General features: G+C 60.0%; 22 protein-coding genes and 1 riboswitch. Of the genes, 13 read left to right on the top strand and 9 right to left on the bottom strand.

All coding sequences use genetic code 11. The features are described 5' to 3' along the window. Positions 1 to 63 precede the first annotated feature (63 nt). The gene (gene ilvD, locus O9X91_RS03845; protein WP_077983831.1) at positions 64 to 1899 is read left to right on the top strand and encodes a dihydroxy-acid dehydratase; all 1836 of its coding nucleotides are present in this window, start codon (positions 64 to 66) and stop codon (positions 1897 to 1899) included. Between the two features lie 90 nt (positions 1900 to 1989). On the opposite strand, the gene O9X91_RS03840 is transcribed toward ilvD, so the two are convergent. Further along, complete coding sequence (locus O9X91_RS03840; RefSeq protein ID WP_161596337.1) at positions 1990 to 2430, bottom strand: SWIM zinc finger family protein; 441 nt, start codon at positions 2428 to 2430, stop codon at positions 1990 to 1992. Positions 2431 to 2725: 295 nt separating this feature from the next. Here O9X91_RS03840 and O9X91_RS03835 point away from each other — a divergent pair, with 295 nt between their 5' ends. Further along, the gene (locus O9X91_RS03835) at positions 2726 to 3727 is read left to right on the top strand and encodes a serine hydrolase domain-containing protein (RefSeq protein WP_142911489.1); all 1002 of its coding nucleotides are present in this window, start codon (positions 2726 to 2728) and stop codon (positions 3725 to 3727) included. Positions 3728 to 3741: 14 nt separating this feature from the next. On the opposite strand, the gene O9X91_RS03830 is transcribed toward O9X91_RS03835, so the two are convergent. Then, positions 3742 to 4092, bottom strand: a complete 351-nt coding sequence (locus O9X91_RS03830; RefSeq protein ID WP_142911488.1) for a lysozyme inhibitor LprI family protein — start codon at positions 4090 to 4092, stop codon at positions 3742 to 3744. A 175-nt stretch (positions 4093 to 4267) separates the two neighbouring features. On the opposite strand from O9X91_RS03830, the gene O9X91_RS03825 reads away from it, so the two are divergent. Both O9X91_RS03825 and O9X91_RS03820 read left to right on the top strand, forming a co-directional pair. Then, positions 4268 to 5674, top strand: a complete 1407-nt coding sequence (locus O9X91_RS03825) for a DegQ family serine endoprotease (protein ID WP_269834039.1) — start codon at positions 4268 to 4270, stop codon at positions 5672 to 5674. Then, the gene (locus O9X91_RS03820) at positions 5671 to 6987 is read left to right on the top strand and encodes a replication-associated recombination protein A (protein WP_077983826.1); all 1317 of its coding nucleotides are present in this window, start codon (positions 5671 to 5673) and stop codon (positions 6985 to 6987) included. The genes O9X91_RS03825 and O9X91_RS03820 overlap by 4 nt, the downstream gene beginning before the upstream one ends. 112 nt (positions 6988 to 7099) lie before the next feature. Here the strand turns inward: O9X91_RS03820 and O9X91_RS03815 are convergent, their stop codons facing one another. Next, positions 7100 to 7414 carry a DUF1883 domain-containing protein gene (locus tag O9X91_RS03815; protein ID WP_080790415.1) on the bottom strand — a complete coding sequence of 105 codons (315 nt, stop codon included), beginning with the start codon at positions 7412 to 7414 and terminating at the stop codon, positions 7100 to 7102. 242 nt (positions 7415 to 7656) lie between these two features. On the opposite strand from O9X91_RS03815, the gene O9X91_RS03810 reads away from it, so the two are divergent. From O9X91_RS03810 to O9X91_RS03790, 5 genes are all read left to right on the top strand, one after another. Beyond that, a complete protein-coding gene (locus O9X91_RS03810) occupies positions 7657 to 9471 on the top strand; it encodes a methyl-accepting chemotaxis protein (RefSeq protein WP_269827079.1) in 1815 nt (604 codons plus the stop codon). A gap of 176 nt (positions 9472 to 9647) precedes the next feature. After that, positions 9648 to 10931, top strand: coding sequence for an extensin-like domain-containing protein (locus O9X91_RS03805; protein WP_269834038.1), 1284 nt, complete (start codon positions 9648 to 9650; stop codon positions 10929 to 10931). A gap of 499 nt (positions 10932 to 11430) precedes the next feature. Continuing rightward, the gene (locus tag O9X91_RS03800) at positions 11431 to 12252 is read left to right on the top strand and encodes a sulfite exporter TauE/SafE family protein (RefSeq protein ID WP_137410627.1); all 822 of its coding nucleotides are present in this window, start codon (positions 11431 to 11433) and stop codon (positions 12250 to 12252) included. A 105-nt stretch (positions 12253 to 12357) separates the two neighbouring features. Continuing rightward, positions 12358 to 13284: an ABC transporter ATP-binding protein gene (locus O9X91_RS03795; RefSeq protein ID WP_077983844.1), complete on the top strand. Its 927-nt coding sequence runs from the start codon at positions 12358 to 12360 to the stop codon at positions 13282 to 13284. Continuing rightward, entirely contained in the window at positions 13281 to 14042 is a 762-nt protein-coding gene (locus O9X91_RS03790) for an ABC transporter permease (protein WP_080790418.1), read from the top strand. Before O9X91_RS03795 ends, O9X91_RS03790 begins: the two co-directional genes overlap by 4 nt. Before the next feature lie 156 nt (positions 14043 to 14198). Here O9X91_RS03790 and O9X91_RS03785 read toward each other — a convergent pair whose 3' ends face one another. The 5 genes from O9X91_RS03785 to O9X91_RS03765 form a co-directional block, all read right to left on the bottom strand. Then, positions 14199 to 14984: an SDR family oxidoreductase gene (locus O9X91_RS03785; RefSeq protein ID WP_077983821.1), complete on the bottom strand. Its 786-nt coding sequence runs from the start codon at positions 14982 to 14984 to the stop codon at positions 14199 to 14201. Positions 14985 to 15008: 24 nt separating this feature from the next. Further along, entirely contained in the window at positions 15009 to 15968 is a 960-nt protein-coding gene (locus O9X91_RS03780) for a sugar-binding transcriptional regulator (RefSeq protein WP_162520294.1), read from the bottom strand. A 20-nt stretch (positions 15969 to 15988) separates the two neighbouring features. After that, positions 15989 to 17458, bottom strand: a complete 1470-nt coding sequence (locus O9X91_RS03775) for an FGGY family carbohydrate kinase (RefSeq protein WP_269834037.1) — start codon at positions 17456 to 17458, stop codon at positions 15989 to 15991. 114 nt (positions 17459 to 17572) lie between these two features. Then, positions 17573 to 18529 carry a transketolase family protein gene (locus O9X91_RS03770; protein ID WP_077983818.1) on the bottom strand — a complete coding sequence of 319 codons (957 nt, stop codon included), beginning with the start codon at positions 18527 to 18529 and terminating at the stop codon, positions 17573 to 17575. Then, on the bottom strand, positions 18529 to 19338 hold the full coding sequence (locus tag O9X91_RS03765) for a transketolase (RefSeq protein ID WP_137410625.1): 810 nt from the start codon (positions 19336 to 19338) through the stop codon (positions 18529 to 18531). The genes O9X91_RS03770 and O9X91_RS03765 overlap by 1 nt, the downstream gene beginning before the upstream one ends. 439 nt (positions 19339 to 19777) lie before the next feature. On the opposite strand from O9X91_RS03765, the gene O9X91_RS03760 reads away from it, so the two are divergent. The 4 genes from O9X91_RS03760 (at position 19778) to O9X91_RS03745 (ending at position 24222) form a co-directional block, all read left to right on the top strand. Then, positions 19778 to 20758, top strand: coding sequence for an ABC transporter permease (locus tag O9X91_RS03760; RefSeq protein WP_077983816.1), 981 nt, complete (start codon positions 19778 to 19780; stop codon positions 20756 to 20758). Positions 20759 to 20891: 133 nt separating this feature from the next. Continuing rightward, positions 20892 to 21821, top strand: a complete 930-nt coding sequence (locus tag O9X91_RS03755; RefSeq protein ID WP_077983815.1) for a sugar ABC transporter substrate-binding protein — start codon at positions 20892 to 20894, stop codon at positions 21819 to 21821. A gap of 119 nt (positions 21822 to 21940) precedes the next feature. Continuing rightward, on the top strand, positions 21941 to 23419 hold the full coding sequence (locus tag O9X91_RS03750) for a sugar ABC transporter ATP-binding protein (protein ID WP_142911483.1): 1479 nt from the start codon (positions 21941 to 21943) through the stop codon (positions 23417 to 23419). 14 nt (positions 23420 to 23433) lie between these two features. After that, positions 23434 to 24222, top strand: coding sequence for an SDR family oxidoreductase (locus tag O9X91_RS03745; RefSeq protein ID WP_065115987.1), 789 nt, complete (start codon positions 23434 to 23436; stop codon positions 24220 to 24222). 196 nt (positions 24223 to 24418) lie between these two features. Here O9X91_RS03745 and ribB read toward each other — a convergent pair whose 3' ends face one another. Beyond that, positions 24419 to 25060 carry a 3,4-dihydroxy-2-butanone-4-phosphate synthase gene (ribB, locus tag O9X91_RS03740; protein ID WP_142911482.1) on the bottom strand — a complete coding sequence of 214 codons (642 nt, stop codon included), beginning with the start codon at positions 25058 to 25060 and terminating at the stop codon, positions 24419 to 24421. Between the two features lie 120 nt (positions 25061 to 25180). Continuing rightward, positions 25181 to 25331: riboswitch (FMN riboswitch) on the bottom strand. Positions 25332 to 25565: the final 234 nt, after the last annotated feature.

Raw genomic sequence — 25565 nt, 5'->3', positions numbered from 1 at the left:
CAGAGGCCGTTTTGACCGCGCTGCGGAAGACGCGTCTTTGCCCAAGAGATCGAGGAAAACACCATGCCAGCCTATCGCTCCAGAACGACAACCCACGGCCGCAACATGGCGGGCGCGCGCGGCCTTTGGCGCGCCACCGGCATGAAGGACAGCGATTTCGGCAAGCCGATCATTGCTGTCGTCAATTCCTTCACGCAGTTCGTGCCGGGCCATGTGCATCTGAAGGATCTCGGCCAGCTCGTCGCCCGCGAAATCGAGGCGGCGGGCGGTGTCGCCAAGGAATTCAACACCATCGCGGTCGATGACGGTATCGCCATGGGCCATGACGGCATGCTCTACTCGCTGCCGTCGCGCGAGATCATCGCCGACTCGGTGGAATATATGGTCAATGCCCATTGCGCCGATGCGATGGTGTGCATTTCCAACTGCGACAAGATCACCCCCGGCATGCTGAATGCTGCCATGCGCCTCAACATCCCCGCCGTTTTCGTGTCCGGCGGCCCGATGGAAGCGGGCAAGGTCGTTCTGCACGGCAAGACGGTCGCGCTCGATCTGGTCGATGCGATGGTGGCGGCTGCCGACGACAAGATTTCCGATGAGGACGTCAAGGTCATCGAGCGCTCTGCCTGCCCGACCTGTGGTTCCTGCTCCGGCATGTTCACCGCCAACTCGATGAACTGTCTGACCGAGGCGCTCGGCCTGTCATTGCCAGGCAACGGTTCGACGCTTGCCACTCACTCGGATCGCAAGCGCCTGTTCGTCGAAGCCGGCCATCTGATCGTCGATCTGGCGCGCCGTTACTACGAGCAGGAGGACGAGACCGTTCTGCCGCGCACCATCGCCAACAAGGCGGCGTTTGAGAACGCCATGTCGCTTGATATCGCCATGGGCGGCTCCACCAATACGGTTCTGCATATTCTGGCGGCTGCCCATGAAGGCGGCGTCGATTTCGGCATGGAAGACATCGACCGTCTTTCCCGCAAGGTTCCCTGCCTTTCCAAGGTCGCGCCCGCCAAGCAGGACGTGCACATGGAAGACGTACACCGCGCCGGCGGCATCATGCGTATTCTCGGTGAGCTGGAGCGCGGCGGTCTCATCAATCGCGATACCTATACGGTGCACGAAGCGACGCTGGGCGACGCCATCGACCGCTGGGACATTACCCGCACCAACAGCGAGACGGTGCGTGAATTCTTCAAGGCTGCCCCCGGCGGCGTACCGACGCAGGTTGCCTTCAGCCAGTCCTCTCGCTGGGACGATCTGGATACCGACAGCGACAACGGCGTCATCCGCTCGGTCGAGAAGCCCTTCTCCAAGGATGGCGGCCTTGCCGTGCTTTACGGCAACATCGCGCTCGACGGCTGCATCGTAAAGACGGCGGGTGTGGACGAATCCATTCTGAAATTCACCGGTCCGGCGGTCGTTTACGAGAGCCAGGACGCGGCCGTGAAGGGCATTCTCGGCAACGAGGTCAAGGCGGGCGACGTCGTTGTCATCCGCTATGAAGGGCCGAAGGGCGGGCCGGGCATGCAGGAAATGCTCTATCCGACCAGCTACCTGAAATCCAAAGGCCTCGGCAAAGCCTGCGCGCTCATCACCGACGGTCGTTTCTCCGGCGGTACTTCGGGCCTCTCCATCGGCCATGCCTCGCCGGAAGCGGCACAGGGCGGCGCCATCGGCCTCGTGCGTCAGGGCGACCTGATCGAGATCGACATTCCGAACCGCACGATCAACCTCAGCGTACCGGATGCCGAACTGGCATCGCGCCGTGCCGAGCAGGAAGAAAAGGGCTGGAAGCCGGAAGCACCACGCAAGCGCAATGTCACGACTGCACTGAAGGCCTATGCGGCCTTTGCGTCGAGCGCGGACAAAGGTGCAGTGCGGATTCTGCCGGAGTAACAGACTGATTGTGAAGGAAACAAAACCGTCCGGTGATGCCGGGCGGTTTTCTATTTTGCACGAAGTGCCGATACGTTCGCTACCCGCAATTCAAATTCGCTTCGTTTCATCACCATCGAGAAAATACAAGATCTCGTTCTCGTCGTTCGCAAGATGCCAGATGAGTTCGATCAATTCTGCTTTACGCATTCGGTTTAGCCGCCGCTCAACAGCGTCGAGTTCAGCGGTTTGCGCCTGATAGATCGGGCTTGGTGCATAACTTTTGCTCCCCCGTTGAACCGCCAATGCCACAGCGGCCATGTGCTTGCAGGGACCGAATTCTGCAAAGGCCGGGCACCAGCACTTGCCGGAGAGACGCGTTCCGTCGAACCACAATTCCACCTTGTAGCGCCGCGTTCCCATGCAGCGGGCTATGATCTCATCATGTTTGATCGAGACGAATTCGACCATCCCGGCTTCAAAATACTGATTTCCGCGTTCGATATATCGCTCATCGAAAAGGGAAGAGATGTGGTGTTGCGTAATTTTCATGGCGGAGCAAATTCGCGTTTGATTTTGCGTCAACCTAGCACCCATGGAGGCGGATATGTCACATCATGAAAAACGCCGGGAAACAAAAAGGATAGGTGTTGCATCCGCCGATAGCGTCTCTGTCTCACATATCGATTCAAGTCTTTGCCAGACCGATTCCGGAAAGATGGCCAAGTCGATGACAATCAAAAGAATTATCGTGTTGACGCCATGGCGCGGTAACGCTGCGCGGCAGTCCGGGTCACAATGTGGTGACAGGTCTGGTCGACCTTTCCGCAGACCTTAAATCAGACCTATGAAAAGACGAACCGCACTCACCCTTATTGCTTCTCTTCCTTTTGCCCGGCTTACCCGCGCGCAAACCTCTGGCAATGCCGGCCGATTCGACCCATTGCTACGGGATGCGGGTGCGCTTTCCAGCCTCAAGGCGGTCATCGTCAGCATCGATGGCGAGGAGGTGGCAAGCCGTGCCTATCACGGCGCCAGCCTCAACGGCTCCACCAATATCAAGTCGGCCTCGAAATCGGTGATCTCGGCGCTGGTCGGCATGGCGATCGACCGCAAGATTCTGTCGGGCGCCGATCAGCCGGTCGCGACCATACTGCGCGGAGATTTTCCTCCTAACCCCGATCCACGGCTGGAGCGGATCACCATTGGTCATCTCCTGTCCATGCAATCCGGTCTGGAGCGCATGTCCGGTCCGAATTACGGCCGCTGGGTCGCCAGCCGCAACTGGGTGAGGATGGCGCTGGGTTCCGGTTTTGCCGGGGAGCCCGGCGGCGGCATGCTCTATTCCACGGCATCAACACATCTGCTCTCGGCGATATTGACCAAGGCTTCCGGCCGCTCGACGCTTTCTCTCGCCCGAGACTGGTTCCGGCCACTTGAGGGGTTCGCGATCGGCGGGTGGGAGCGCGATCCGCAGGGCATCTATCTCGGTGGCAACCAGATGGCGATGACGGCGCGTTCCCTGCTGGCCTTTGGCGAGCTTTATCGTCTTGGCGGCGTGACGCCTGATGGTGAGCGGCTCATCTCACACGAATGGATCAGCCAGTCCTGGCAGCAGCGCACCAATTCCGTCTTCAATGGCGATGGTTATGGGTATTGCTGGTTCATCAAGGAGATGGCGGGGGAGATTGTCTATTACGCCTGGGGTTATGGCGGGCAGATGCTCTATATCGTGCCCGCCAGACGACTTTCCGTGGTCATGACCTCGCGGGAGGACGCGCCTTCCGCCAGAACCGGCTATCGCGACCAGCTGCATGGCCTCCTGGAAAACATCATTCGTGCGGTCTGAAGGCAGGCTAACGGTTAGAGCGGTCGATTGATGCTCTGGAAGGCTTCCCCGAGGCGCTTCATACGTTCCTCGTAAGAACGCGTCAGGCAGGCCACATCGGCTGCGCATTCCTGGCGTTTCTTCAGCCATTGGCTCTGCTCGTCGCGCAAAGTGTCGCGCGCGCCCATCGCCATCAACTGGGTCAGAATGTCGAAGGTGGTGGCCATCTTCACATCCTGGTCGTTCAGCGCGCGGTTGTCACAGATCGCTTTTTCATCCGCCGCCAGATCGGGCTTGGCGCAATCGAAGCTTGCCGCGCTGGCCGGTGAAACGAGGGAGGAAGTGAAAAGGATGCCGCAGGCAAGGAGGATCGGTTTCAGATGCATGGGTCGTCTCTTTTAAAGGGCAGTCAGGTGCCGGTGAAACCGAAAAGGGGCGCTGTTGGTTCCAATGTCGCCCGCCGATACCATGCCTGAAAAGGGACGGCCATCATCTTGCCGCTCTTTGCTTTACAGGCTTTGACGTTATAACTCCATCATACTGATGACGATGAGGAATCACATGCGAAGCGTGTTGAAGTATCTGTCCACCGGCTTTCTCGCCGCGCTCATTCTCCTGCCCGTGGGTGCTGCGGCGCAGGATAACAGGACCGTGCCGTCGAGCCACACGGAAATGCAGCTTTCTTTCGCGCCGCTGGTCAAGCGCACCGCAGGCGCGGTGGTGAATGTTTATGCCGAACGCGTCGTGCAACGGCGTCTGTCGCCGTTTGCTGGTGATCCTTTCTTCGAACAGTTCTTCGGCCAGCAGATGCCGAACCGTACGGAGAAGCAGTCATCGCTCGGCTCCGGCGTCATCGTGACCGCCAGCGGCCTCGTGGTGACCAACAATCACGTCATCGACGGCGCCGATGACATCAAGGTGGCGCTGGCGGATGGGCGTGAATTTTCGTCAAAGGTGCTGCTAAAGGATGATCGCGTCGATCTCGCCGTTCTGCAGATCGATGCGAAGGAGCAGTTCCCGGTACTGTCGCTCGGAAATTCTGACAAGATCGAGGTCGGTGATCTGGTGCTCGCCATCGGCAATCCCTTCGGTGTCGGCCAGACGGTGACGAGCGGCATCGTTTCCGGCCTTGCGCGTAACCAGGTGACGCAGGGCGATTTCGGTTTCTTCATTCAGACCGACGCCTCCATCAACCCCGGCAACTCCGGCGGTGCGTTGATGAACATGGCGGGTGAGCTGATTGGCATCAACACGGCCATCTTCTCCAAGGGCGGCGGCTCGAACGGCATCGGTTTCGCCATTCCCGCCAATCTTGTCCGAGTTTTCGTCGCTGCCGCCGAGCGTGGCGATGCAAGCTTCCAGCGGCCCTATATCGGCGCAACTTTCGATCCGGTGACATCGGATGTCGCCGAGGCGCTTGGTCTGCATCGCGCCCGTGGCGCGCTGGTCGTCAGCGTCATCAAGGGTGGGCCGGCGGAGAAGGCGGGCATTGAGCCGGGGCAGGTGGTTACCGCCGTCAACGGCTTCGAGGTGGAGCATCCGGATGCGCTGGGTTATCGCCTGACGACCGCCGGCATCGGCAAATCCGCCGAACTGACCGTCATGGACAAGGGGAAAGAGAAGAAGGTGACCATCGCGCTCGATACCGCGCCGGAAACCGCACCGCGCGATGAACGGCTGATTGAGGGGCGCAATCCCTTCGCCGGCGCGACTGTCGCCAATCTTTCGCCAAAGCTTGCCGATGAATTGCGTATGCCGTCGCAGGTGACCGGCGTTGTCATTACCGATGTGAAGCGCGGTTCCCCGGCTTATCGTGTCGGTTTCCAGCCGAAAGACGTGATCCTGTCGCTGAACGGCGCGGATATCGGCACCACCGCCGCTGTCGAGAAGGCGCTGGACGACAATCCCGGCTTCTGGCGGGTGGAAATCCTGCGTGACGGGCAGCGCATCCGGCAGTTCCTGCGATGAGCGACGATCTCTTCGCCCCGCAAGTGCCCGTCGAGGTCGCCAACCGGCGGCCTCTTGCCGATCGTCTGCGTCCCAAGACGCTGGCGGAGGTGAGCGGGCAGCCGCATCTGACGGGTGAGGAGGGCGTGCTGCGCCGCATGATCGATAGCGGCTCACTGGGGTCGATGATCTTCTGGGGGCCGCCCGGCACCGGCAAGACCACGGTTGCCCGGTTGCTTTCCGGCGAAGCGGGGCTGGCTTTCGAGCAAATCTCGGCGATCTTTTCCGGTGTCGCCGATCTCAAGAAGGTTTTCGAGGCGGCGCGCACACGGCGGATGAATGGCCGGCAGACGCTGCTTTTCGTAGACGAGATTCATCGCTTCAACCGCGCCCAGCAGGACAGTTTTCTGCCTGTCATGGAGGACGGTACCATTATTCTGGTGGGCGCCACCACCGAAAACCCGTCTTTCGAACTCAATGCCGCTCTGTTGTCGCGGGCGCGTGTGTTGACATTCCGCTCGCATGACGAGGATAGCCTGAGCGAGCTTCTCAAGCGCGCCGAGGAGGCGGAGGGCAAGTCCCTGCCGTTGACGGAAGAGGCACGGGCCAGCCTGATCCGCATGGCCGACGGCGATGGCCGCGCCGTGCTGACGCTTGCCGAGGAGGTCTGGCGCGCGGCGCGCAAGGACGAGACCTTCGATACCGAAGGGCTGACGCGCATCGTGCAGCGCCGTGCGCCCGTTTACGACAAGAGCCAGGACGGCCATTACAATCTCATCTCCGCGCTGCATAAGTCGGTGCGCGGTTCGGATCCGGATGCGGCACTTTATTATCTCGCGCGCATGTTCGATGCCGGCGAGGACCCGCTTTATCTTGGGCGGCGGCTGGTCCGTATGGCCGTTGAGGATATCGGCCTTGCCGATCCGCAGGCTTTGACCGTCTGCAACGCCGCCAAGGACGCCTATGACTATCTCGGCTCACCCGAGGGTGAGTTGGCGCTGGCGCAGGCTTGCGTCTATCTCGCGACCGCGCCGAAATCGAACGCCGTTTATACCGCCTTCAAGTCGGCCATGCGGGCGGCCAAGGAAAACGGCTCGCTGGTGCCGCCGAAACATATTCTGAACGCGCCAACCAAGCTCATGAAGGGCGAGGGTTATGGCGATGGTTACCGTTACGACCATGATGAGCCGGATGCTTTTTCGGGGCAGGATTACTTCCCGGAGAAGATGGGGCGCACGACCTTTTACGATCCGCCGGATCGAGGCTTCGAAAGGGAAATCCGCAAGCGCCTCGACTGGTGGGCGAAGCTGCGTCGCGAGCGCGCGACGCGCTAGGGTTTGCGGCGTCCCGGCCGGAAAGTGCGCCGCGGGCGATCTTGAGAAAGAGATTCAAGTCGCTGGTAGATTGAGTCGGAAAATGGACGTAACTGATTGTTTGTAAATGCGATCAGGACGCCTTGCGATGTGGCGCCGCCTGGGGCTGCGCGGGCAGCATCTTGACCGAGGATTCCGCCAGGCCGCTATGGCCTTCGGCATCGATCACCAGATGCCAGTGCAATGTCTCGGGAACGGCGATGCGGATCGGCGATTTTTTCGCGACGCCGCCGAGATATTTGAAATCGAGCAATTCGGTGAAACGCTGAAAATTGGCGCCCGTCATCAGCCGGACATTGTTGACGGCGGACAGGGATATTTCAAGGATGGTGCCTGCCCGCAATTCCTTCAGGTCATAATGCGTATAGCGAAAATTCGGCCGGGCCATCGCGCGCCTCTCTGTAAAGTAATTTCGGTCAAAGAGGATAGGAGTTACACGGTTAACGGTGTCTTTAAATGCCGCCAGCTGGTTTGAAAATTCACGCTTGCTGTGCCTGTCCGGCATGATGGCGCCAAGGATTATGTGACTATAAGAATAATACCGACGTATAATGTGTGTGTTTAATAATAATAAATTTTTCGCCTTTAACATCGACTGGTCGAAGTGCATCAGCGACGTTGAGGGGGAACATGAAAAACGTAACAATATCTGCGCGCCTTTATGCGCTCGTCGCATTGTTTCTGGCAATATTGGCTACGGCCCTGACATTCAGCCTGTTTGAAAGCTACCACAAAATGGAGGGCGAACGGAAAGCTGGGCTTGCGGCGATGAACGAAACCGCTGTTGCCATTCTCGATCAATATTATCGGCTGGAGCAGGCCGGAAGCCTGACGCGGGAGGCGGCGCAACAGCAGGCCAAGACGACCATTGCAGCGATGCGCTATGGCAATGGCAGCGGCTATTTCTGGATCAACGACATGCATCCCAAAATGGTGATGCATCCGATCAAACCCGAGATGAACGGCACGGACCTTACCGCCAACAAGGACCCGAACGGCAAGGCGCTGTTTGTCGAGTTCGTGAACACGGTCAAGGCGGGCGGCAAGGGCTTTGTCGATTATTACTGGCCGAAGCCCGGTGCGCCGGAGCCGGTCGAGAAATTTTCCCATGTCGCCGGTTTTGCTCCCTGGGGCTGGATTGTCGGCACCGGTGTTTATGTTGATGATCTTGAAGCGGTGTTCTGGCGCGACCTCTATTTTAATGGCGGTCTTTGTGTCGTGGCCGGCCTTCTGGTTGTCGGCGTGGCCGCAGCCGTCGTGCGGAGCGTAATGCGGCCGATCGACCTCATCCGCCAAAGCATGCGGCGGATTGCCGACGGTGACGGCGCGGCGGATATCCAGTTCGCCGACCGTCGCAATGAAATCGGCGCGATTGCCAAGACGCTGCTGGTACTGCGCGACAGCGTCAATGAGCGCAGCGCGCTGCAGGCGCGGGAGGCGGATCAGCAGCGGGCGCTGGAGGAGGAGCGGCATGGTAACGAGATGGTTCTGCGCTCCGCATCCGAACGGCAGGCGCATGCCATGGAGCAATTGGGCAATGCGCTCGAAGCGCTTGCCAATGGCGATCTGACCGTCTCACTCAGAGATATTGGCGAGGATTACGAAAAGCTGCGCATGGACTTCAATCGTGCCGTCGGTGCGTTGCACGGTGCGATCGAGGCGATCGCCAGAACCGGGCATGTGGTCAATGACAGCGCCTCCGACATCAGCGGTGCGACCGGCAATCTTTCCCGCCGGACCGAACAGCAGGCGGCGGCGCTGGAGGAGACAGCGGCGGCTCTGGACGAGATCACCGCCACGGTGCGCACCGCTTCCGAGCGTGCCAACGAGGCCCGGCAAATGGTGCAGGACACGAAAACCAGCGCCGGCCGCTCGGGCGAGATCGTGCGCAATGCCGTCGACGCCATGGGCCGTATCGAGGAATCTTCGAAACGCATCGGCCAGATCATCTCGGTCATCGACGAAATAGCCTTTCAGACCAATCTTCTGGCGCTGAATGCCGGTGTGGAGGCGGCGCGTGCCGGCGAGGCCGGGCGTGGTTTTGCCGTGGTGGCGCAGGAGGTTCGCGAACTGGCGCAACGCTCCGCCAATGCGGCGAAGGAAATCAAGACCCTTATCAACCGTTCGGCCGAAGAAGTCGGCGGCGGTGTCGCACTCGTGCGCTCGACGGGCGATGCGCTAGAGGAGATCGTGGCGCTGGTCAACCGTGTCGACGGCCATGTGAACTCCATAGCCACGGCCGCGCGCGAGCAGGCAACGGGCCTGCAGGAGATCAACACCTCCGTCAACCACATGGACCAGATGACACAGCAGAATGCCGCCATGGTGGAAGAAACGACGGCGGCCAGCCAGACGCTCGCCGAGGAAAGCCGCCAGCTGCGCTCGCTGCTTTCGCGTTTCGAACTTGGACATGGTGCGGGGCGGGAGGTTTCGCGGGCCGCGTAATGTCAGGCATCTAGATCTGATTGAAAGGCGCGGTCCTGGCCGCGCCTTTTTGTTTTGAGCCTTCAGAACCAGCCATTCGTTATTTCCGGCAACCAATAAGGTTTCGTTTACCTCATTTCTTTAAAATTTGTCCTGTATTGCCGCGAATTGCGGCCGCTGAAGGTACAGGTTCTCGTATGGCGTATGTTTCCCTTCCGCGTCGTCTTGTGACGTTGCTGATGATTTCCACGGTCATGGTGTCGTGTTCGGCGGAGGGCCTCGTGCCGCCGGCGGAGGTGGACGGTACCACGCGCGTCAGCGCCATCCGTTCCTCGCGGCAGCAAGGTTACAGCGCGCCGGCTGGTGCGGTGTATCAGGCCCAGCGGGCCGGGCAGGGTACCGATTATCCTGCCGCCGTCTCACAGCCGATGCCGGAGCCTTACGCTTCGCAGGATCCCCTGCTGCAATCGCCGCAGGGTGGGCAGGGTTATTCCACACTCGATTCCCAGCATCAGGCGCGCATGGCGGCCAGCGGCCATACAACTGCGCCGGCGCAGACCATGCAGGACCAGGCGATGCCGGCGCAGCAGATGGCCAGCAACCAGATCGCCGAAGGTGAAGGCGGCGTGAATATGGATTCCATGCTGGGCGTGGAGCCGGTTCGCGGACTTGCCGAAGAACAGGATGCGGATATCGCCGAAGGCGCTTCAGCGCAGCCGGTGGTGGATGGTATCGGTACGGATAATCCCGTGGCCGTCTCTCCGGCCCGCCAGACGCAACGGGCCAGCCAATCGCGGCTCGTCCCACCGCCGCCGCTCGGCTCCTCTTCCCGTCGCCAGCCGGTGGAAGAAGTGGCCATGCTGATGCCTGATAATCCGATGGCGGGCGGCGGGCTGCAAAGCAACCGGTCCATGCCGCCCGGCGTCATGCCGCCTTCCGAAGTTGCCTGCCGCTCCGAACTTCGCCGTCTCGGCGTCGCTTTCCGTGATGTCGCGCGTATTGCTGACGGTCCGACCTGCGGTATCGACTATCCGATCGAACTCAGTGGCCTCGCCAGTGGTGTCGCCGTCCGGCCGGCAGTAAAGCTCAATTGCCAGGTCACGCTTGCCTTTGCGAAATGGGTGAAGTTCGAGCTCGTGCCGTCCTCGCGCTTCCGTTACCTCTCCGGTGTCGGCCGCATCACGCCGATGGGCGGTTATTCCTGCCGCAAGATGAATTCGCGCTCCAGCAACCCGTGGTCAGAACATGCACGCGGTAATGCCATCGATATCGGCACCATCACGCTGAAGAACGGCAAGGAAATCGATGTTCGCAAGAAAAGCTTCTTCGCCTTCCGCGAAAAAGCGCTGCTGAAGGCGGTGAGGTCCGATAGCTGCAAATATTTCTCCACCGTTCTCGGACCGGGCAGCGATCCCAACCACTGGAACCATTTTCATTTCGACTTGCGCACGCGCAAGTCAGGTTACAGGCATTGCGATTAGGCCGCGCTGGTGGACGTTAACGGCTGAGTTTGAAAGCGTCTCCGCCGTCATGCTCGGGCCTGTACCGAGTAACTGCAACGTCGTTATTGGCGATATGTTGGCAGATCCTTGGCACAAGGCCGAGGATGACGTCGAATACGGAATGCGGCTTGTTATCGGGCTGCCGCCGATGACATAGGCGGCGGATTTTTGGATAAGGCCGTAATGACGACGGTTGAGGATGCTTCTCTGCCCGCTAACTCGATAATCGCCCGTCACACCCCAAAAAAAGACCGGCCCGAAGGCCGGTTGAAAAAGACAGCCTTATCGGGGGGGGGATATCGGCGTCTTTGCAAAGGCATGCAATGGGAAAACGATCCCATAGAGTGGTCCATCCGGCGCGGATAGCGGCAAAAGACATCGCACCGTACTGACCTGCGGCCAACATGGCTTGCCGCACCTTTCAGATACGCTATGAGGGTCACATGTTTGTGACAATGGCCTTCGGGAGCCTGCCTTTATGCCCCCTGTTTCAGAGCTGATGGTCTTTGCTGCGGCGCTTGCGGCAGCGGGTGTGGTCGCCGGTCTTCTGGCGGGGCTATTCGGCATTGGTGGCGGCGCGGTGCTGGTGCCCGTCTTCTACCAGGTCTTTGGGCTGCTGGATGTGCCGGAGGCGGTGCGCATGCATCTGTCGCTTGGCACGTCGCTTGCCATCATCGTGCCCACTTCCATTCGTTCGTTCCTGGCGCATCGTCAAAAGGGCGCGGTCGATGTCGATCTGCTGAAGGGCTGGATTGTCGCCGTGCCGCTCGGCGCCATCCTCGCATCCGTGGTTGCTGCCCATGCCTCGAGCGTCGCGCTGCGGCTGATCTTCGCCTTCATCGCGCTGGTGCTCGCCTTCCGGATGATCTTCAACCGGGCGAGCTGGCATCTCGGCTCCGACCTGCCGAAAAATCCGGGCCGTTTTCTTGTTGGAACCGGCATCGGGCTCTTTTCCGGCCTGATGGGCGTGGGCGGCGGGGTGATGAACAATACCTTCATGACGCTTTACGGACGCACGATCCATCAGGCGGTCGCCACCTCTTCCGGTGTCGGCGTGCTGATTTCGCTGCCGGGGCTTCTGGGTTACATCTGGGCTGGCTGGGGTGATGCGGGCCTGCCGCCGTTTTCCACCGGTTTCATCAACTGGATCGCCGTGGTGCTGCTGATCCCCATCACGCTTGTCGTTGCGCCCTATGGCGCTAGGCTCGCCCATGCGCTCAGCAAAAAGCAGCTGGAGCGGGCCTTCGGGGTATTTCTGGTCTTCGTCGCAGCGCAGTTTTTCTATAGCATCTACAGCTGATTTTCCGTCTCTGCCGAACGCAGTGTTCGGTCCGCTGGGGTGGCATTTGCAACCTCTGCGGTCTATATGGCGATCATCTTACTCGGTTTTTCGAAAGAATTCGCCATGAATGCCATTGTTTCGATACGGAATCTGACAAAATCCTACGCAAACGGCTTTCAGGCGCTCAAAGGTGTCAGCCTCGATATCAAACAGGGGGAAATCCTCGCTCTTCTCGGTCCGAACGGTGCTGGCAAGACGACATTGATCTCGATTGTCTGCGGTCTCGTCAATCCGGGTGAAGGTTCGGTGCTTGTCGGCGGGCACGATGTGGTGAAGGATTTTCGCCAGACTCGCGCCCTGATCGGCCTCGTGCCGCAGGAGCTGACCACAGACCAGTTCGAGACGGTGTGGAACACCGTCAGCTTCTCGCGCGGCCTGCACGGGCAGAAGAAGAACCCGGAGCTGATCGAGCGTATCCTGAAATCCTTGTCGCTCTGGAACAAGAAGGACAATATGCTGCGGGAGCTTTCCGGCGGTATGAAACGGCGCGTGCTGATCGCCAAGGCGCTGGCGCATGAGCCGAAGGTTCTGTTCCTTGACGAGCCGACGGCCGGTGTGGATGTGGCGCTGCGCCGCGACATGTGGAATGTGGTTTCCGAGCTGCGCGCCAAAGGCGTCACCATCATCCTCACCACACATTACATCGAAGAGGCGGAAGAAATCGCCGACCGGGTGGGCGTCATCAATGGCGGCGAATTGCTGCTGGTGGAAGAAAAGACGGCGCTGATGAAAAAGCTCGGCCGCAAGCAGCTTTTCCTGGAGCTTGCCCAGCCCGTGGAGCAATTGCCTGACAGTCTTGCGCCCTTCGGTCTGACGCTTTCCGATGACCGCTCCACCATCACCTATGAAATCGAGGATAATGGCGAGCAGGTCCGCATCGCGGATGTTCTGAATGCCCTTTTCGCCGCCAACATCCATTTCAGGGATATTTCCACGCGGCAGAGTTCGCTTGAGGATATTTTCGTTTCGCTGGTGGGAGGCCAGAAATGAATTTCGAAGCCATCAAGGCCATCTATCTGTTCGAAATGGCGCGCACGCGTCGCACCCTGCTGCAAAGCGTGGTCTCGCCCGTCATTTCCACCTCCCTTTATTTCATCGTCTTCGGAACCGCGATCGGTTCGCGGATTCAGGAAGTTGGCGGAGTTTCCTATGGCGCCTTCATAACGCCCGGTCTCATCATGCTGACGTTGCTGACGCAATGTATCGGCAACGGGTCCTTCGGCATTTATTTCCCGAAATTCACCGGCACGGTCTATGAGATATTGTCCGCGCCCGTATCGATGACGGAAATTGTCGCCGGCTATGTCGGGGCGGCGGCGACCAAGGGCCTGATGATCGGGACGATCATTCTGATAACAGCCACCTTCTTCGTGGATATCACGATTGCTCATCCGTTCATGATGGTGCTGTTTTTCGTGCTGACGGCTGTCAGTTTCAGCCTGTTCGGCTTCATCATCGGCATCTGGGCGACGAATTTCGAGCAGCTGAACCTTATTCCCATGCTGGTGGTGCCGCCTTTGACTTTCCTTGGCGGCAGCTTCTATTCCATCGACATGCTGCCGCCCTTCTGGCAGACGGTCAGCCATTTCAATCCGGTGCTTTATCTCATCAGCGGTTTCCGCTGGAGTTTTTATGAGATCGCCGACGTCAATCCCGCCATCAGCCTTGCGATGATCACGCTGTTTCTGGCGCTGTGCCTCGGTGTTGTTAGCTGGATGTTCAAGACGGGGTATAGGCTGCGCAACTGACGGCTCAATCGTTAGAGATAGCGGAAAGCTTCCCCTCACACGCTACGTCATCCTCGGGCTTGTCCCGAGGATCTGCAACCGATTGATTTTATTGGACGTGATTAGATCCTCGGGACAAGCCCGAGGATGACGGAGGAGAGGCTTTAGCAAGCCCCTTTACGACATAATCAACCCACCATCGACATTGATCGTCTGGCCGGTGATATAAGCCGCATCGTCGGAAGCCAGAAACGCCACCAGTGCGGCCACTTCGGCGGGCGTTCCAGCGCGGCGCATGGGGATGTTGCGCACCCATTCGGCCATCAGTTCGCCGGGCTTGTACTCACCCAGCATCTGGCCCCAGACGCGGTCGTTATAGTCCCACATTTCGGTGTGGATGATGCCGGGGCAGATGGCGTTGACGGTAATGCCCTCAGGCGCGAGCTCCTTGGCAAGACTTTGCGTCAGGCCCACAACGCCGAATTTTGAGGCGGCATAGTGCGGTGTATAGATGAATCCCTGACGCGCCTGGCCCGAGGCGGTGTTGACGAGGCGGCCTTTGGTGCCGCTTGCGCGGAAGCGGCGGATCGCTTCCTGGCAGCAGAGGAACGCGCCCTTGGTGTTGACGTCAAGATTGAAGTCCCACTGTTCCTGCGTCAGCTCTTCGATTTTCGAAATGGTGATGACGCCGGCATTCTGGACGGAAATGGAAAGCGGGCCGATCGCCTCTTCGGCGGCGCCATAGGCCTCGCGCACCGCTGCCGCGTCGCGCACATCGAGGATGACGCCATGGGTAACGGTGCCGGTTTCGTCCGCCAGTTTTCTGGCGGCGTCATGCGTGTCCTTGTCGACTGAGGCGATGGCGACTTTTGCGCCTTCATCGGCAAAACGGCGGGCTATGCCGTAACCGATGCCCTTGTTGCCTCCGGTCACGAATACGGATTGACCTTCAAAGCGCCTCATGTCTCCTCCTTTATGGGAACTTGGCTATGTTTCCTGACCGACCAGTCGTTCGGCAGTGAATTTGTCGGTGACGAGCACATCGATCACACCGGTTCTGAGCGCCCCGGCAATGGCCTCTGTCTTCTTCGAGCCGCCGGCGAGCGCAATGACACGGTCGACGTTCGAGAGGTTTTCCAGCGGCAGGCCGATGACCCGGTCATCGAGCGGCGTCTTTACCGGTTTGCCTTGCCTGTCGAAGAATCGTAGAGATATGTCGCCCACGGCGCCTGCCTGGGCGAGATCGGCCAGTTCCTTGGCGGAAAAGATGTTGCCGGAGCGGGCGAGAAGTTCCGATGGCTCCACCGCGCCGACGCCGACGATGGCGAGAGTGATGGACCCGAAGAGATCGATGGTTTCGCGCACGAAGGGGTCTGCGAGCATCAGAAGCTTGGCTTCCCGCGAAGTGGCGACGCCGGGTACTGGCAGCAGCTTTGGTTCGGCCTCCGTCAGCCGCGCCAGCCGGGTGGTGATCTGGGTCGCATGAGTCTGGACCGAGGGATCGCCCATGCCGCCCAGCGTCTGGACGATATAACGCGCCTTGGCGCCTTTAAGCGGGTGGATGTTTTCCACCATCTTGAAGATCGTCTGGCTCCAGCTGGAAACGCCGATGATCTCGTTCTGCGACAGCGTCACTTCGAGAAAGTGCGCGGCCGCTTCACCGATGCGGGCCATGATGGCGCCGTCACGATCCTCGCTGCAATCGACAACGATGGCCTCCGGCAGGTCGAAACGTTCGCGCAGCTGCGCCTCCAGATCGCTATAGGTGCCGGGTGGGGGAATGATGCTGGTGCGGACGATGCCTTCCGCCTCCGCACGCTTCAGCATGCGCGAGACGGTGGCTTGGGAAAGGTTGAGATGCTGGGCGATTTCCGCCTGACGTTTATGCTCGCTGAAATACATCTGCGCCACGCGGGAAATCATTCGAAGTTCGTTTAGCCTGCCCATAAGCCCTCCAGGGTGAATTTTTATTCACCATTACCCGAGGTTACAGGCAAGGTCGAGCGGGCAATCGCATCGCGCCAGATACCAAGCCGCTGCCGGCTTTCGCCGTTTGCCGGCGCGAGCGTGTTGCCTTGGCTGGCAAGGGCGGCGATGGCCGTAAGATCGCTCCAGAAACCGAGGGCGAGGCCGGCGAGATAGGCCGCACCCAGCGCGGAGGCTTCCGGCGCATCGCGCTGGATGACCGGGTGTTCCAGCATATTGGCGACGCACTGCATCAGGAAACGGTTCTGGCTCGGCCCGCCATCCACGAACAGCCGTCCAAAGCCCGAAGGCGATTGCGCGCGCATGGCGGCGAATACGTCGTGGACCTGAAAGGCGATGGAATCGGTGACGGCGCGGGCCATCTGGGCGCGGGTGGTGCTGAAATTGATCTGAGAGAAAAGCCCACGTGCATTCGTATCCCAATAGGGCGCACCGAGACCCACGAAGGCCGGCACGAAACCGGGGCCGTTTGGCTCGGCAGTGGCGGCAAGCTCGACAAGGGCCGCGACATCGGGCAGGCCGAGGATATCCGTCATCCAGGGCAAGGAGGCGGCCGAGACGAGAATATTGCCTTCGAAGGCGAAGGTTGGTTTGCCGCCAAGCCGCCATGCGACGGTCGTGGTGATGCCGCGTTCGGGCGCGATGAAATGCGGAAGCGTCGTCATGACGGAGGAGCCGGTGCCGAAGGTCACCTTGCCGTCGCCGGGGTTAAACGCGCCATGGCCGAAGAGGGCGGCGTGGCTGTCACCGATGGCGGCGAGGATCGGCGTACCGTCCTTGATGCCGGGAACGCCTGATGTGACGCCAAAATCGCCGCTGCTGTCGCGCAGGTCTGGCAGTGTGTTGATGTCGATGCCAAAGAGCTCGCAAAGCTCCTCGCTCCAGACCTGGCGGTTGAGATCGAGCACCTGGCTGCGGGCGGCGTTGGAGGCATCGCAGGCATGGACCTTGCCGCCTGTGAAGCGATGGATGAGCCAGCTATCGATGGTGCCGAGGCGGAGCTGGCGGCCTTGCGGCGCGCGCTCCAGCAGCCAGCGCATTTTTGCGCCCGGAAACATCGGGTCAATCGGCAGGCCGGTCAGCGCCATCACACGCTTGGAATGGCCCTTTTCGATCAGTTCGGCGCAGTCCTGCGCCGTGCGGCGGCATTGCCAGCTGAGCACTGGTCCGAGCGGCTCGCCGGTTTCGCCGTCCCAGATGGTCACGGATTCGCGCTGGTTGGAAATGGCGATGGCTACGACATCGACGCCAGAGTGTGCGGCGGCAAGGCAGGCGGAGATCGCTTCACAGACCGAGGCCCAGATGCGCTGCGGTTCCTGTTCCACCCAGCCGGGCTGCGGATAGGTGATGCCGACGGGCGATGAGCCGCGCGCCAGCAATTCGCCGGTTTCTGAAACAAGAATGGCCTTGGAATTGGTGGTGCCCTGATCGATGGACAAAATAGCGCGCATGATGGGTCTTTCGTCGGCAGTTTTTCGTTTCTGCCTTGCGGCGATTCAACGACGATATTGCAGAAAGGGCGTCGCCGCGCATCCGAAGACACGCGACGACTCTGGGAGGAGACCTTATTTTCTCTTGATCAGCGCTTCAGCGGCATCGGCAATGGCGGACGGTGCCATGCCGAATTCATCGAGCAGCCATTCGGCTGAACCGGTATGGGCGAAGACGCCGGGAACGCCGAGACGCTTCATCGGCACAGGTGCATGATCGACCACGACTTCGGCGACGGCTGAACCGAGGCCGCCGAAGATCGAATGTTCCTCGGCCGTCAGGATCGCGCCGGTTTCCTTTGCTGCTGCTACGATGGCCGCCTCATCAATGGGACGCACCGTTGCCATGTTCAGTACGCGCACCTTGACACCGCGGCTGGCCAGAATGTCGGCGGCCTTGACGATACGGTGCGTCAGCGTGCCGTTGGCAATCAGCGTCAGGTCGGAACCCTCGCGCAACAGGTTGGCGCGGCCGAGTTCGAAGACGTGACCTTCCGGCAGCAGGTCCGGCACGCCGACACGCGACAGGCGCAGGAAGCAGGGGCCGGCATAGTCCGCCGCCCATTTGACGGCGGCTGCCGTTTCGATACGGTCGCAGGGGGCGATTACCGGCAGGTTCGGCAGAACGCGGGTCCAGGCGAAGTCCTCGATGGAATGATGCGTCGGGCCGAGTTCGCCATAGGCCATGCCGGAGGAGATGCCGACCAGCTTCACATTAGCGTTCGAATAGGCAAGGTCCGCCTTGATTTGCTCCAGCGCGCGGCCGGTGAGGAAGCAGGATGCGCCGCAGACGAAGGGCAGCTGGCCGCCATTGGCGAGGCCGGCGCCAACGCCGACCATATTCTGTTCGGCAATGCCGACATTGACGAGGCGTTCGGGGAATTTCGACTTGAAGCCGCCGAGCTTCGAAGAGCCGACCGAATCGTTGCAAACGGCGACGACCTTGTCATTGTTGGTAGCCAGCGCTTCCAGTGTCTCGGCGAAAGCGTCGCGGCAGTCATAAAGCTTGGCGGCGGTTACGGGCGCGTTCATCACAATGTCTCCGAAAGTTCTTTGACGGCGATTTCATATTGTTCCCTGCTCGGAACCTTATGGTGCCAGTCGACGCGGTCCTGCATGAAGGAAATGCCGTGACCCTTGTTGGTGTGGGCGACGATGCAATGCGGGCGGTCGCCGCGATGCTCCAGCGCCGGCACGACGTCCGCCATGGCGTTGCCGTTGATTTCGCTCACTTCCCAGCCGAAAGCCTCGAGCTTCGGGCGGAGCGGCGCGACATCATTGGTTTCCGAGAGCGCCGCACCCTGCTGGAAGCGGTTGTGGTCGACGATCAGCGTCAGATTGTTCAGGCCGAACTGCGCTGCGGACATGATGGCTTCCCAGTTGGAGCCTTCCTGCATCTCGCCGTCGCCGGTCATGACATAGGTGTGATAGTCCGCACCGGAAAGCTTGGCCGCCTTGGCCATGCCGACGGCAACAGGCAATCCATGGCCGAGCGGGCCGGTATTGGTTTCCACACCCGGCACCTTGTTGCAGTTCGGATGGCCGTTGAGGCGCGAATTCGGCTGCAGGAAGGTCGAAATTTCCTCTTCCGGAATGAAGCCGCGCTTGGCCAGTGTCACATAAAGCGCACAGGCCGTATGGCCCTTGGAAAGCACGAAACGGTCGCGGGTAGGGTTCTTCGGATCATCCGGCCAGATGCGCAGGACGCGGAAATAAAGGGCTGTCATGATGTCGATAGCCGACATTTCGCCGCCGACATGGCCCGCACCCGCTTCAAAAACAGCCTGTACGTCGCGAAGGCGAATCTGGCGCGCAATGCGCTCTAGCTCCTGGGGCTGCATGGAATCCTCTTCAAAACATGCGTGTGAATATTTATACAGATGTTTATATAATTGCAGAGATGACGTTTCTGTCAAGCCGGAATTGTGGATTGTCTTGTTTCGGTCGAGCCGTTCTGTTCCGGTGTCGCAGAATTTTTCTTACGGAAGGATATTCGCGGCGTCCTCATCCCCGTATTTGTAACAGGGATTCCGCCAGCCAAAGTCCTGGGGTCGAAAGGACTCCTTCCGCCGCGTAGACGCGCGTCGGCTGGTTTCCTGTGACAGGCACAGGAATGAGGACAGGAACGTAAGTCGACCGCCTTGCCATCCTCCGCAGGGTCCCTTCTGCCATTAACACCCTATTGACAAGCTTCGCGGAACTGGCTTATGCATGTTTCACCGGTCATGAATAATTATTCTAATCGGTTTAAAAAGTGCAAGGCAGTCACCGGGAGGAGCCATGTCCGCGATTGAACGCAACGAGGGGGTCACGCATACTAGGAGCCCGCTTGCCTGGCTGAGCGGCGCGACCGGACCTCTTTTGGGCCTGCTGCTGCTCTGCGTGTTTCTGACCTTCGCCAGCGAGAATTTCCTCTCGCTCAGAAATGGTCTCAACATTCTCGACCAGATCACCGTTCTCGGCATCATGGCCGTTGGCATGACCTTCGTGATCCTGCTCGGCGGCATCGATCTGTCCGTCGGCTCGGTGCTGGCGCTGTCGATGATGATCATGGGCTGGACGGCCAATGTCGCGGGCATGCCGATGGGCATGGCCATCGTGCTGGCGCTGATCGCCTCTGCCGCCTGCGGCCTTGTTGTCGGTATTCTGGTTACGGCCTTTCGGGTGCCGGCGTTCATTGCCACGCTGGCCATGATGTCTGTGGCGCGCGGTCTCGCCAACATGATCACGGACGGACAGCAGATCGTCGGGTTTCCCGACTGGTTCATGATGCTGGCGATTGAGCGCCATTTCGGCGTGCTGACCGCGACCGTGCTACTGATGCTGATCGTGGTGCTGGTTTCCTGGGCTTTCCTGCGTTTTCGCTCCGAGGGCCGTACCGTCTATGCGGTGGGCGGTAATCCGGAAGTGGCGCGTCTTGCCGGCATCAACGTGCCGCTAGTGACGATCTGCGTTTATGTCGCCTGCGCGGTTCTTGCCGGTCTTGCCGGCATCGTTCTTGCCGCACGTCTCGACTCGGTTCAGCCCTCCAGCGGCTTCGGTTACGAGCTGGATACGATTGCGGCCGTTGTCATCGGTGGAACCTCGCTTTCGGGCGGTGCGGGCGGCATCGGCGGAACTCTGATCGGCGTGCTGATCATCGGCGTGCTGCGCAACGGCCTCAACCTGCTCAACGTCTCTCCCTTTCTCCAGCAGGTCATCATCGGTGTGGTCATCGTGCTGGCCGTGGGTGCTGAAACATTGCGTCGCCGCAGAAGCTGAATTTGCCTGCGGACGGTGCTGAGCCGTCCGCGCAATAAACGACCCTCCCGGCATGGGAGGCGTGAAAAAACGGCCGGAGGGGAGGAGGTTTGATCTGCCCGAAGGTCAAAAATCAACAAATGGAGGAATAATCATGAAATTTTCACGCATTCTGCTGACATCCGCCGCACTTCTCGCCCTGTCGCTCGGCTCTGCCAATGCCGCAGAAGTCAAGAAGATCGGCCTTGCCGTCGCCAATCTGCAGGCGAACTTCTTCAACCAGATCAAGCAGGCCGTCGAAGCCGAAGCCAAGACGCGCGGCATTGCCGTCGTTACCGTCGACGCCAAGGGCGACGGCCCGACGCAGGTCAACCAGATCCAGGATCTGCTGACCCAGAATATCGACGCGCTGATCTATATCCCGGCCGGTGCCGCCGCCGCGACCGTTCCGGTGAAGCTTGCCAAAGCCGCCGGCGTTCCGGTCATCAATATCGACCGCAATGCCGATGGCGCGCCGGGCGATACCTTCCTCGCCACCGATTCCGTCGCTTCCGCCAAGGCGGTTTGCGATTACATCATCAAGCAGGCTGGCGGTTCGGGCAAGATGGTCATCATTCACGGCCAGAAGGGCACGACACCGGAAGTCGACCGCACCAAGGGCTGCATGGAATCGGTAAAGGCCAATTCCGGCGTGAAGATCGTTGCCGAACAGTGGTCCAACATGTGGAGCCAGGACGAAGGCTTCCAGATCATGCAGAACATGCTGCAGGCCAATCCTGATGTCTCGATCGTCTTTGCGCAGGCGGACGGTCTGGCGCTCGGCGCGGCACAGGCGATCAAGGTCGCCAACCCTTCGCAGAAGATCGTCGTCGGTGGCTTCGATGGTGACACGGCCGCGCTTGAGGCGCTGAAGAACGGTGTGTTCGACGTGACCGCGACACAGCAGACCCAGAAGATGGGCCGCATGGCTGTTGACATGGCGGTCAAGATCGTCGGCGGCGAGAAGGTTCCGGCGGTGCAGCTCTCCGATGCGACGCTGACCACCAAGGAAAATGTCGAAGGCTTCATCGCCAACCATCCTTGATCCCTATGCCCCGCGCGTCCGACTGGATGCGCGGGGCATTCATTGGTTTGTCTTTACGCAATTTCGGACACGGAGCCGTGGTGTATCGCCACTGCGATTATGTCCTGGGAGGTCCCGTCATGCGCGAGCCGGTTCTTTCGCTCCGTGGCATCAGCAAACGTTACGGTCCGCTCGAGGTTCTGAAAGCCGTCGATCTCGACGTCTATCCGGGCGAGGTGGTCGCGTTGCTGGGTGAAAACGGTGCGGGCAAGTCCACGCTGTCCGGCATCATCGCCGGTTCGCGCGAGCCGTCCGAGGGCAAGATGACGTGGCTCGGTGAGCCCTTTGCGCCGTCGTCGCCACGCGAGGCGATCGACAAGGGTGTCGTCCTCATTCATCAGGAATTGAAGCTTCTGCCGGAGCTTTCCATCGCCGAAAACGTCTTCATTGGCCGCTGGCCGATGAAAAACGGGGTTGTCGACCGCGCCGAGATGGTGCGCAGAGCCCAGCAGCAGCTGGCGCGCCTCAACCTCCACATTCCCGCAACCCGCAAGGTGGCGGGTCTCTCGACCGCGAACCAGCAACTGATCGAAATCGCCAAGGCGCTGGCGCTGGATGCTAAACTCCTGATCCTCGACGAGCCGACGGCCGCACTTGGCGGTGCGGAAACGCAGGCGCTGTTCGAGCAGGTGCGCAAGCTGCGCGCCGAGGGCGTGGGCATCATCTATATTTCCCACCGCATGGAAGAGATCAAACAGATTACCGACCGTATCGTCGTGTTGCGCGACGGCGAGCGGGTGCATGAATTTGCCGACAGCGCGACGCCGGTGCGCACCATTGTTGAAAGCATGGTCGGCCGCTCGCTGGAACGCCTGTTCCCGGCGCTGCCGGAGCCGCAGGACAAGACGGTGCTGGAAGTGAAACGGTTGACTGGCGCGGACAATGCTTTCCGCGACATCAGCTTCAGCGTCCGCGCCGGTGAAATCCTTGGTATTGCCGGTTTGATCGGCGCGGGACGCACCGAGTTGGTGCGGGCCATTTCCGGTGCCGATCCGACTTTTGCAGGTGAGGTCCTGCTTGACGGAAAGGTGCTGACGCTGAAAAGCCCGGCAGACGCTATCGCCAAGGGCATCGTCATGGTGCCCGAAGACCGCAAGTTGCAGGGGCTGGTGGTGGAGCACGAGATCGGTGAAAACCTGATCTATGCCAATCTCGACCGTGTCGGCACCGGCTGGATCACGCCGCGCATCAAGCGCGCCTTTACAAAAGAGGCCATCGCCAGATTTGGGGTCAAGGGCCGTAGCGAACAGCCTGCCTCCGATCTTTCCGGCGGCAACCAGCAGAAGGTGGTCATCGCCAAATGGCTTGCCCGAAATCCGCGCGTGGTGGTGCTGGACGAGCCGACGCGCGGGATCGATGTCGGCGCGCGCGCGGGAATCTACGATATCATTGTCGGTCTGGCGAAAGACGGCGTGGCCGTCATCGTCGTCAGCTCCGATCTGGAAGAGGTGCTGGGCGTTTCGAACCGCATTCTCGTGCTCGCGCAGGGAAAACAGGCCGGCATCCTCAACCGCGACGAAGCAAACGATGTCTCGGTCATGGAACTGGCGACGATCTGAAGAAGGAAATAAAAATGTCCACCATCACCCTCAACGCGCCGAAATTGTTCGATCTTTCCGGTCAGGTGGCGCTTGTCACCGGCGCCGGCTCGGGCATCGGCCAGCGTATTGCCATGGGGCTTGCCCAGTCGGGCGCCAATGTCGCGCTGCTCGATCGCCGTACCGATGACGGTCTGGCGCAGACGGCTGATTTCATCGCCAAGGCCGGGCGCAAGTCGATCCAGATTGCTGCCGATGTCACCAGCAAGCAGGCGCTGACTGAAGCGGTTGCCCGCACGGAGGCAGAACTCGGCGCACTTTCGCTCGCCGTCAATGCGGCCGGCATCGCCAATGCCAATCCGGCCGAGGAGATGGAAGAAAGCCAGTTCCAGACGATGATGGATATCAACCTGAAGGGCGTTTTCCTCTCCTGCCAGGCGGAAGCCAATGCCATGCTGAAAAACGGCCGCGGCGCAATCGTCAACATTGCCTCCATGTCGGGCGTCATCGTCAATCGCGGGCTGATGCAGTGCCATTACAATGCCTCGAAGGCAGGCGTCATCCACATGTCGAAATCAATGGCGATGGAGTGGGTGGGGCGCGGCATCCGCGTCAACACCATCTCGCCGGGCTACACGGCGACGCCGATGAACACGCGGCCGGAAATGGTGCACCAGACCAAGCTGTTCGAAGAGCAAACGCCAATGCAGCGCATGGCGGGCGTGGATGAGATGGTCGGTCCGGCGATCTTCCTGCTGTCAGATGCGGCTAGTTTCGTGACGGGCGTGGATCTGCTGGTGGATGGCGGTTTCTGCTGCTGGTAGGGTTTTCGACGCGGAAGTATTGAGCTTCCTGGTCTGATAAACATTGACGTCCGTGCCAACCGACGGTTCACCACACTCCACGTCATCCTCGGGTCAAGCCCGAGGATGACGGAGCTGGGAGGTTTCAGCACTTCAGTTACCCATTTCACGCCCGGCTTGCGCCGGGCGTTTTCGTACCCACAACACGAGCAGCAGCTCACGCAACCTGCTTCTGCGCCACTTCCTCGACAACCTCGCCCTTGAGGTAAGAGACAAGGTCCTTGATGGTCACGACGAGCAGGCCGTGGCGTTCGGCGAAAACCTTGAGCTGGGGGAGGCGGGCCATCGTTCCGTCGTCATTGGCGACTTCGCAGATGGTGCCGGAGGGGTATTTTCCGGCGAGGCGGCAGAGGTCCACGGCGGCTTCGGTATGACCGGTGCGGCCAAGGACGCCCTGAGGGTTGGCACGCAGCGGGAAGATGTGGCCGGGACGGGCGAAATCTTCCGGGCGCGATTCCTCGGAGACCAGCGCGCGAACAGTCTTTGCCCGGTCGGCGGCGGAAATGCCGGTCGTGGTGCCTGGAATATAGTCCACCGAGACGGTGAAGGCCGTCTTGAGGGATTCGGTATTGCGCGACACCATCAGCGGAATGTCGAGCGCATCGAGACGCTCGCCCGGCATGGCGACGCAGATCAACCCGCGCGCATGGTTCATCATGAAGGCGATCTGTTGTGGGGTGATGCTGTCGGAGGCGGCGATGATATCGCCTTCATTTTCGCGGTCTTCGTCGTCAACGACAATCACCATCTCGCCACGGGAAATGGCTTCGATGGCGTCTTCAATTCTAGCAATGGTCATTTTCTTTCAAGCCTTTCAAGGGTTATGCCGTTTTGCGGCATTTTCGCGCTTCGAGAAGCGCCAAATATCCCTTGGGCGAACAATGCAATGCGAAGCCCGCTCACGCGCGTGCGTCCTATGCCTTGTCCTCTTCCATCCGGACTATACCGTCGGCTCCGGCCTCTCACCGGATCTGCTGACCTTCCGGCTTTGGAGACCGGAAGCGCTCGCGGGCTCCGGGAAAAATCCCGATACCGCCGGTGGGGAATTGCACCCCGCCCTGAGAACGGAACCAACATAATTTATCCAATGGGGAAGAATCAAGGGGCGATGGTTCGTCGAACAAGAATCGCACAGAAAGAAATCTCTCGGAAAATGGTTCCTGCGAGCATTTTATTTCAGCGTGGTTCAGGTCGAGTTCCTGGCCAATATTTCCGTCGAAACAGGCCCGATATTGGTTTAAAAAATCGTTGCCCGCCATTTGAATTGTTATATTTATATTGTTAATTTTGATGTTTGTGATTTT

The organism is Agrobacterium salinitolerans (genome assembly GCF_027498475.1).
Taxonomy (GTDB): domain Bacteria; phylum Pseudomonadota; class Alphaproteobacteria; order Rhizobiales; family Rhizobiaceae; genus Agrobacterium; species Agrobacterium salinitolerans.
Note: the sequence above shows the minus strand (reverse complement) of the source record. Positions and strands in the feature narration are given on the sequence as shown.

Bases quoted from the DNA above. Each gene is read 5' to 3' on its own strand.
- O9X91_RS03820 (WP_077983826.1), top strand. From the start codon at position 5,671: ATGAGCGACGATCTCTTCGCCCCGCAAGTGCCCGTCGAGGTCGCCAAC.
- O9X91_RS03825 (WP_269834039.1), top strand. From the start codon at position 4,268: ATGCGAAGCGTGTTGAAGTATCTGTCCACCGGCTTTCTCGCCGCGCTC.
- O9X91_RS03795 (WP_077983844.1), top strand. From the start codon at position 12,358: ATGAATGCCATTGTTTCGATACGGAATCTGACAAAATCCTACGCAAAC.
- O9X91_RS03745 (WP_065115987.1), top strand. From the start codon at position 23,434: ATGTCCACCATCACCCTCAACGCGCCGAAATTGTTCGATCTTTCCGGT.
- O9X91_RS03805 (WP_269834038.1), top strand. From the start codon at position 9,648: ATGGCGTATGTTTCCCTTCCGCGTCGTCTTGTGACGTTGCTGATGATT.
- O9X91_RS03785 (WP_077983821.1), bottom strand. From the start codon at position 14,984: ATGAGGCGCTTTGAAGGTCAATCCGTATTCGTGACCGGAGGCAACAAG.
- O9X91_RS03770 (WP_077983818.1), bottom strand. From the start codon at position 18,529: ATGAACGCGCCCGTAACCGCCGCCAAGCTTTATGACTGCCGCGACGCT.
- O9X91_RS03775 (WP_269834037.1), bottom strand. From the start codon at position 17,458: ATGCGCGCTATTTTGTCCATCGATCAGGGCACCACCAATTCCAAGGCC.
- O9X91_RS03755 (WP_077983815.1), top strand. From the start codon at position 20,892: ATGAAATTTTCACGCATTCTGCTGACATCCGCCGCACTTCTCGCCCTG.
- O9X91_RS03815 (WP_080790415.1), bottom strand. From the start codon at position 7,414: ATGGCCCGGCCGAATTTTCGCTATACGCATTATGACCTGAAGGAATTG.
- ribB (WP_142911482.1), bottom strand. From the start codon at position 25,060: ATGACCATTGCTAGAATTGAAGACGCCATCGAAGCCATTTCCCGTGGC.
- O9X91_RS03830 (WP_142911488.1), bottom strand. From the start codon at position 4,092: ATGCATCTGAAACCGATCCTCCTTGCCTGCGGCATCCTTTTCACTTCC.
- O9X91_RS03780 (WP_162520294.1), bottom strand. From the start codon at position 15,968: ATGGGCAGGCTAAACGAACTTCGAATGATTTCCCGCGTGGCGCAGATG.
- O9X91_RS03790 (WP_080790418.1), top strand. From the start codon at position 13,281: ATGAATTTCGAAGCCATCAAGGCCATCTATCTGTTCGAAATGGCGCGC.
- O9X91_RS03840 (WP_161596337.1), bottom strand. From the start codon at position 2,430: ATGAAAATTACGCAACACCACATCTCTTCCCTTTTCGATGAGCGATAT.
- O9X91_RS03835 (WP_142911489.1), top strand. From the start codon at position 2,726: ATGAAAAGACGAACCGCACTCACCCTTATTGCTTCTCTTCCTTTTGCC.
- O9X91_RS03750 (WP_142911483.1), top strand. From the start codon at position 21,941: ATGCGCGAGCCGGTTCTTTCGCTCCGTGGCATCAGCAAACGTTACGGT.
- O9X91_RS03810 (WP_269827079.1), top strand. From the start codon at position 7,657: ATGAAAAACGTAACAATATCTGCGCGCCTTTATGCGCTCGTCGCATTG.
- ilvD (WP_077983831.1), top strand. From the start codon at position 64: ATGCCAGCCTATCGCTCCAGAACGACAACCCACGGCCGCAACATGGCG.
- O9X91_RS03765 (WP_137410625.1), bottom strand. From the start codon at position 19,338: ATGCAGCCCCAGGAGCTAGAGCGCATTGCGCGCCAGATTCGCCTTCGC.
- O9X91_RS03800 (WP_137410627.1), top strand. From the start codon at position 11,431: ATGCCCCCTGTTTCAGAGCTGATGGTCTTTGCTGCGGCGCTTGCGGCA.
- O9X91_RS03760 (WP_077983816.1), top strand. From the start codon at position 19,778: ATGTCCGCGATTGAACGCAACGAGGGGGTCACGCATACTAGGAGCCCG.